Source organism: Falsiroseomonas sp. RANM36 (assembly GCF_056682175.1).
Map to the genome: position 1 here is coordinate 799,433 of NZ_JBWXTD010000003.1, position 6,331 is coordinate 805,763.

General features: G+C 73.3%; 5 protein-coding genes. 4 read left to right on the forward strand and 1 reads right to left on the reverse strand.

Annotated elements, in window-relative coordinates; translation table 11 throughout:
• On the reverse strand, window positions 1-990 hold a 990-nt coding region (locus tag AC1MIR_RS08570), incomplete at its 3' end, for a hypothetical protein (RefSeq protein WP_480027759.1).
• A 142-nt stretch (window positions 991-1,132) separates the two neighbouring features.
• Between AC1MIR_RS08570 and AC1MIR_RS08575 the strand changes: the two genes are divergently transcribed.
• The 4 genes from AC1MIR_RS08575 to AC1MIR_RS08590 all read left to right on the forward strand — a co-directional run bounded on the left by AC1MIR_RS08575 (window position 1,133) and on the right by AC1MIR_RS08590 (window position 6,172).
• Window positions 1,133-2,353: a glycosyltransferase family protein gene (locus tag AC1MIR_RS08575; protein ID WP_480027760.1), complete on the forward strand. Its 1,221-nt coding sequence runs from the start codon at window positions 1,133-1,135 to the stop codon at window positions 2,351-2,353.
• Complete coding sequence (locus AC1MIR_RS08580) at window positions 2,346-4,106, forward strand: glycosyltransferase family protein (RefSeq protein ID WP_480027761.1); 1,761 nt, start codon at window positions 2,346-2,348, stop codon at window positions 4,104-4,106. The genes AC1MIR_RS08575 and AC1MIR_RS08580 overlap by 8 nt, the downstream gene beginning before the upstream one ends.
• 131 nt (window positions 4,107-4,237) lie before the next feature.
• Window positions 4,238-5,218 carry a GDP-mannose 4,6-dehydratase gene (gene gmd / locus AC1MIR_RS08585; protein WP_480027762.1) on the forward strand — a complete coding sequence of 327 codons (981 nt, stop codon included), beginning with the start codon at window positions 4,238-4,240 and terminating at the stop codon, window positions 5,216-5,218.
• 6 nt (window positions 5,219-5,224) lie between these two features.
• Window positions 5,225-6,172 (forward strand): NAD-dependent epimerase/dehydratase family protein, encoded by a 948-nt coding sequence (locus tag AC1MIR_RS08590; protein ID WP_480027763.1) that lies wholly within the window; start codon window positions 5,225-5,227, stop codon window positions 6,170-6,172.
• The last annotated feature ends 159 nt before the right edge of the window (window positions 6,173-6,331 follow it).

Here is a 6,331-nt window from a genome sequence, read left to right on the forward strand (position 1 = left end):
CCCCCCCGGCCCCCCGCCGCGCCGCCCCGGCGCCGCGCCCCCCCCCCCGGGCGCCCCGCCCCCCCCCCCGGGCCCGCCGCCAGCGAGGATGTCGCAGAGCGCGTTCCGCCGGTAGAGCACCGGCGTGCCGACGATCATCGCCTCGATCGGCGCGTAGTGGACGTGGCGCGGCTCCGTCGAGGGATAGATCATCGCCGGCGCCGCCGCGTAGAGTTCCATCAGCGCGTCATCGGTGAGGTCGGGGATGACGGCGGGATCGTCGATGGTCTCGATCTGCCGACCGAAGATGCGCAGCGGCAAGGCGCCGAAATCCCGGCGGATGGCGTCGTAGACATCCCGGTAGTAGCCCTCCCGCAGGATGCCGGGGCAGTAGGCGATCGCTTCCGCGCCGCGGCCGTGCCACGCGCCGGCATGGGCGTAGATCCTCGCCGGCAGCGGAACCGTCGCGGTGCGGGCGCGGCGGGCGAATTCGGGCGGCTCGATCTCGGCAAGGTTGTCGAAGCCCTGGGCGAAGACGAAGGAATCCCCGCGCCGGGCGATCTCGTCCCGCAGCTCGCCATGCCCGAACAGCTCGAGGCCGCGGGCATAGGTGTTCGGATGCTGCAGGCCGAACACGCGCATCGCCACGAGGCCGCGGAAATGCCGCACCGCTTCCCGCAGCGGCGTCACGAAGTCCGAGGCGGACGTGACCAGGACGTCGAAATGCGCATTGAGGATCTGGTGGATGGTCGGGCTCCAGCCGCGCCGGCCGAGGCTCCTGCCGTAGAAATCGTGGGCGTTGAGCACGTCGAGCGTGGCGGCCGGAAGGCTGAGCGACGCGTCGTGCTCGTAGGTGACGACGCTGCTGCGATACGCGCTTTCGGGCGGGACGATCTTCGGGATGAAGACCTCGTAGCCGAGGCGGCGGAAGATCGGCACCTCCGCGGGCAACAGCGTGCGGTGGTTCACGATCCAGACCAGGCGCCGCGGCCTGTCGCGCGATGTCAGCATCGCCTCCTCGTCAGGCCGCCCTTCGTTCCGATGCTACATGCGAAATGCATGATTCATCGTCAAGGCCGCCGGCCTTGCAGGGCGGCGCTTGACGGGCCGCGGACCGCGGCGCATGGCGAGCCGCCCATCGGAACCGCTGCGCTTGGACCGTCGTGACATGCGACTGGCGATCATCCTCGCCGCCGAATGGCGCGGCGGCATGCTGCGCAATGCGCTGCTGCTGGCGCGGCTCTACGCCTCCCGCCCATGGGCGGGGATCGGGCGTGTCGAGGTGGTGCTCGCCCTGCCGCGTGGCGGCCCCTATGACTGGCAGGCGCTGCGCCGCTGGTGCCGGGAGGCCGGCGGCGTCTCCATCCGACCTTTCGCATGGCGTGCCATGGCGGCCGACGCGGCGCGGCTCGTCTTCCCGGCCGAACTGGTCCCGCCCGGCCCGGCGCCGGTGCTGGTGCCCGACGACGCCGGGCGCGAGCTGCGCGATGCCGATGCCTGGATGTTCTTCGCCTCCCACGGGCACGGGCGGGTTCCCTGGCTGCGGCCCACGGCGGTGTTCTGCGCCGATCTCCTGCCGCGGCGCGTCGCCGCCGCGGAGGGCGGCCCGCACGGCGTCGGCGATCGCTCGAACCTGGCCGAGGTGATGATCGGCTGGCGCCGGGCGCGCTGCGTCTTCGCGACGACGCCGACGACGCATGCGGACCTCGTCAGCTATGCGGGGGTGCATCCGGACCGCGCGGTGCTGGCGCCGCTGCAGACCGAGGCGGCGATGCCGGAGACGGAGGTCGCGCTGCCGTCGCCGGGATCGGCACCGGCGATCCTCTGGGTCACCAACCGGGGGGCGCACAAGAACCACCGCGCGGCGATCGCGGCGCTGCGACTCTATGTAAGCTGCGGCGGCAGCCTCGACATCACCGTCTGCGGCGTGGGCAGCCGCGCGCTCGACCCCGCCACCGGCAGCGACCACCCGGCCGCGCGGGCGCTGGCCGAAGCGCCGGAGGTGCTGGCGCGGATGCGCTTCGTCGGCGAGCCGCCGGACCCCACCTACCGCCGCCTGGTCGCGTCGCATGGCGTGCTCTGGCACAACGCGCTGGCGGACAACGGCACCTTCGCCGCCTTCGATGCCGCGATGGCCGGCGCGCATCTGGTCAGCACCGACTATCCGCCGATGCGCTTCATCTGCGAGCGCCACGGCGTGGCGGCGCTGTTCCACCCGGCGCGCGACCCCGACGCGGCGGCGGCGGCGCTGCTGGAAGCGGAGCGCCGCCTGCGCGCAGGCATCGCGCCGGCGCACGACCTGCGGCCGACGCCGGAGGCCGAGCTCGCCGCCGCCTATGGCGGCATCCTCGGAAGGCTGGTGGACCATGGCTGAGCCATCGCGGCGCCGCGTCGCGCTCGGCCTTTGGGTCGCCTGGGATTTCCCGGTCAACTTCGTCGGCGAGGGGATGAGCCGCCTCCTCGCCATGCTGGTCGAGGGTGCCGCGCAGAGCGGCCGCGTGACGCTGCATGTCTGCGTCCGCCCGGTGAACGCGGCGGCGGCGCGGACCATGCTGGAGGGGTTGCGGGCCCGGGAGGGCACCGACTGGACGCTCGGCATCATCGCGCGGGCCGCCCCGAAGCCGGCGCCGCGCCCCGTCGAGCCGCCCGCCGCCAAGCCGCCCGACGCCGAGCCGCCCGCCGCCGCGCTGCCGCCCGTCGCGCAGCGCCTGCTGGCCATGCCCGATCAGCGGATCGGCCTCGGCCTGTTCGCGGCGGGCGTGGCCGCCACGCCGCTCCTCGCCCTGCGCGCCCTGCTGCGCCCGTTCTGGCGGTTCGGGGTGCGGAGCGGCCTGGGCCTGGCCATGGCCGCCCGGCGCGATCCCGTCGCCACTGCGCCGCAAATCGCCGTCGGACTCCGCCGGCTGCGGCTGCCGCCCTTCCCTCGGCTTGCCGATGGCCTCGCCGCCTGGGCCGCGCATCGCGGCGCCGAGCGGCAGGCCGAGGCGGAGGCGGCGATCCGGTCGGCGGAAACCGGCGGAGCGCGGCCAAACGACGCCGCGGCGCCCGCGCCCGCCACGCCGCCGCCGGAGCCGAGCTGGGAGGTCCGCGGCCTCGACCCAGGCAGCCTCGACGCCTGGCTCGGCCTGATGGCCGACATGGTCGTGCCGGACAGCCTGCCCGGCCGGCGGGCGATGCTGCTGCCGGATGCGATGATGGTGGATTTCGGTTCCGGCTGGAATCCCGCCGACCTGGAACCGGACGGCCCGATCGCCGCCTGGTTCCCCGCGGTGCGCCGCAACCTGCAGGTCTGCGAGGCGATCCTGACGTTCTCGGAGCATGTCGCGCGGCGCCACGCGGTGGAGGCGCTGGGCGCCGATCCGCGCCGGCTGCGCATCGTGCCGCACGCGCCGCCCGATCTGCACTACGCGCTTCCCTTCCTCGGGGCGGACCGACGCCGCACCGAAGCGTCCCGCCACACGGCCGCCGCCATGCTGCGGCGCTACGCCGGCCTGCGGGGCTGGCGCTATCTCGCCGACTTCCCGCTGGAGCATGTGGACTACCTCGCGGTGTCCACGCAGGAGCGCCCGAGCAAGAACATCCCGACCGTGATCGAGGCGCTGCGCATCCTGGTGCAGGAGCGCTTCGGCGCGATCAAGCTGCTGATGACCACCGACCTGATCGACGATCCGGCCACGCCCTTCCTGCGCAGCCTCGGCCTGGTCCGCGAGCACGGGCTACTGCTCGACGCCGTGTCGGTGCCGCGCCTGCCGAACGCGGAGCACGCGGCGCTGTATCACGCCGCCGCGCTCACCGTGCATCCGGCCTTCTTCGAAGGCGGCGACGCGCCCTTCCCCTTCTCGGAATCGGTCAGCGTCGGCACCCCATGCCTGATGGCGCGCGGCCCGCACACGGAAGAGCTGCTCGCGACCTATCCGGAACTCGCGCCCTTCGTCCTCGACCCGTACGACGCGGAAGCGCTGGCCGATGCCATCCTCCGCGGGATCGCGGATCGCGACGCCATCCTGGCCGTGCAGCTGGCCGTGCATGAACGGATGCGCCGACGCAGCTGGGCCCAGGTCGCCGAGGAATATGCCGCGGCGGCGTCAGGCGTGCCGCTGGCCCCGGTGCGCGGGCTCGTCGGCTGACGGTCCGCGGCGCGGCGATCGGCGCGCGGACCGTCCGCAACCCGGCTTGCCACCGATGCGGACCGAAGGTCTGGCGCTGACCCGCCATGCCGTCTAATCCAGGCCCATCGGCATACAACAGAGGCGAGGCCATGCCCCGCGCACTCATCACCGGCATCACCGGCCAGGACGGCGCCTATCTGTCGCAGCTGTTGCTGGAAAAGGGCTACGAGGTCTGCGGCCTGCTGCGTCGCTCCGCCTCGGCGGAAGTGATGGGGGAGCGGTTGCGCTGGCTCGGCATCGAGGGCGAGGTCCGCATGGTGGACGGCGACCTGATGGACCTCTCCTCCATCATCCGCGCCATCCAGGCGGTGAAGCCGGACGAGGTGTACAACCTCGGCGCGCAGTCCTTCGTGAAGACTTCCTGGGACCAGCCGCTGCTGACCGGCAACGTCACCGCGATGGGCGCGCACAACGTGATCGAGGCGGTGCGCCTGGCGGCGCCGGGCGCGCGCTTCTACCAGGCCTCGTCCTCGGAGATGTTCGGCAAGATCCAGGAGCAGAGGCAGAGCGAGCGCACGCCCTTCTATCCGCGCAGCCCCTATGCGGTGGCGAAGCTCTATGCGCACTGGATCACGGTGAACTACCGCGAGAGCTTCGGGATGCACGCATCCTCCGGCATACTGTTCAATCACGAGAGCCCGCTGCGCGGCATCGAATTCGTCACGCGCAAGGTCACCGACGGCGTCGCGCGCATCAAGCTCGGCCTGGCGAAGCAGCTGCCGATGGGCAACCTGGATGCCACGCGCGACTGGGGCCATGCGAAGGACTATGTGCGCGCGATGTGGCTGATGCTGCAGCAGGACGTGCCGGACGACTACGTGGTGGCGACGGGGCGCACGATCAGCGTGCGGGAGATGTGCCGCATCGCCTTCGAGGCCGCCGGCCTCGACTGGCGCGAGCATGTGACGGTGGATGAGCGCTTCCTCCGCCCGGCGGAGGTGGATGTGCTGCACGGCGATCCGGCCAAGGCGAAGGCGAAGCTCGGCTGGGAGCCGACCATCAGCTTCGAGGCGATGATGGCGGAGATGGTGGAAGCCGACATCGCGCGGCATCAGTCCCGCGCGCGCTGACCGGCCGTGCGCCGCATCCTCGTCACCGGCGCCTCCGGCTTCGTCGGGGAGCATCTCCGCCAGGCCTTGCGCGCCGCCTTCCCGGCCGCGCGGCTGCTGGCGGCCACGCGGGGCGAAAGCGTGGCGAACTGGGACGAGGCGGTCACGCTCGACCTGCTGGACCCGGACGGCTGCACGGCGGCGCTGCGCGCGAGCCGGCCGGATGCGGTGCTGCACCTGGCCGCGCTCGCCGCCGTCGGCGCCTCCTTCCGCGATCCGCTGCTGACCTGGCGGACCAACCTGCTCGGCACCCTCGCGATCGCCGAGGCGGTGCGGACGCAAGCGCCGGATGCGCTGTTCGTCCACGCTTCTTCCGCCGAGGTCTACGGCCTGTCCTTCATGGACGGGACGCGGCTGGCGGAGGATGCGGCGCTCCGCCCCGCCAATCCCTACGCCGCGTCGAAGGCGGCGACCGATCTCGCCGTGGGGGAGATGGCGCTGCGCGGGCTGCGGGCGGTGCGGCTGCGCCCGGTGAACCACACCGGCGCCGGCCAGTCGGAGGATTTCGTCGTCGCCGCCTTCGCGCGGCAGACGGCGCTGATCGCGGCCGGGCGCCAGCCGCCGGTGATGCGCGTGGGCGCGCTGGAACGCTGGCGCGACTTCCTCGACGTCGCCGATGTCTGCGCCGGCTACGTCGCAGTGCTGCGCCAGGCCGACCGGCTTGAGCCCGGCGCGCTGTTCAACCTGGCGAGCGGCGCGCCGAAGCATGTCGGCACCATCCTGGCGGACCTGCTGCGGCTGGCCGGCATCGCGCCGCGCATCGAGGAGGAGCCGGCGCGGCTGCGGCCGACCGACGTGATCCGCACCGAATGCGATGCGGGCGCGGCGCGCGACACGCTCGGCTGGGCACCGCGAATCCCGTGGGAAACCACCCTCATGACGGTGCTGCAGGACTGGCGGGCGCGGATCGGCTGATCAGCCGATCGCCGCCAGCACCGCCGCCGCGGTGGCCGACCACGGCGTGGGCCGGTACTCGGCGGCGATGCGGGCGTCCCGCCCCGCGGTCAGGTCGGGTTCCGCGGTGGCGCGGCGGTAGACGCGCCCCGCGGCGGTGGCGCGGGCCGGCTCGGGGGG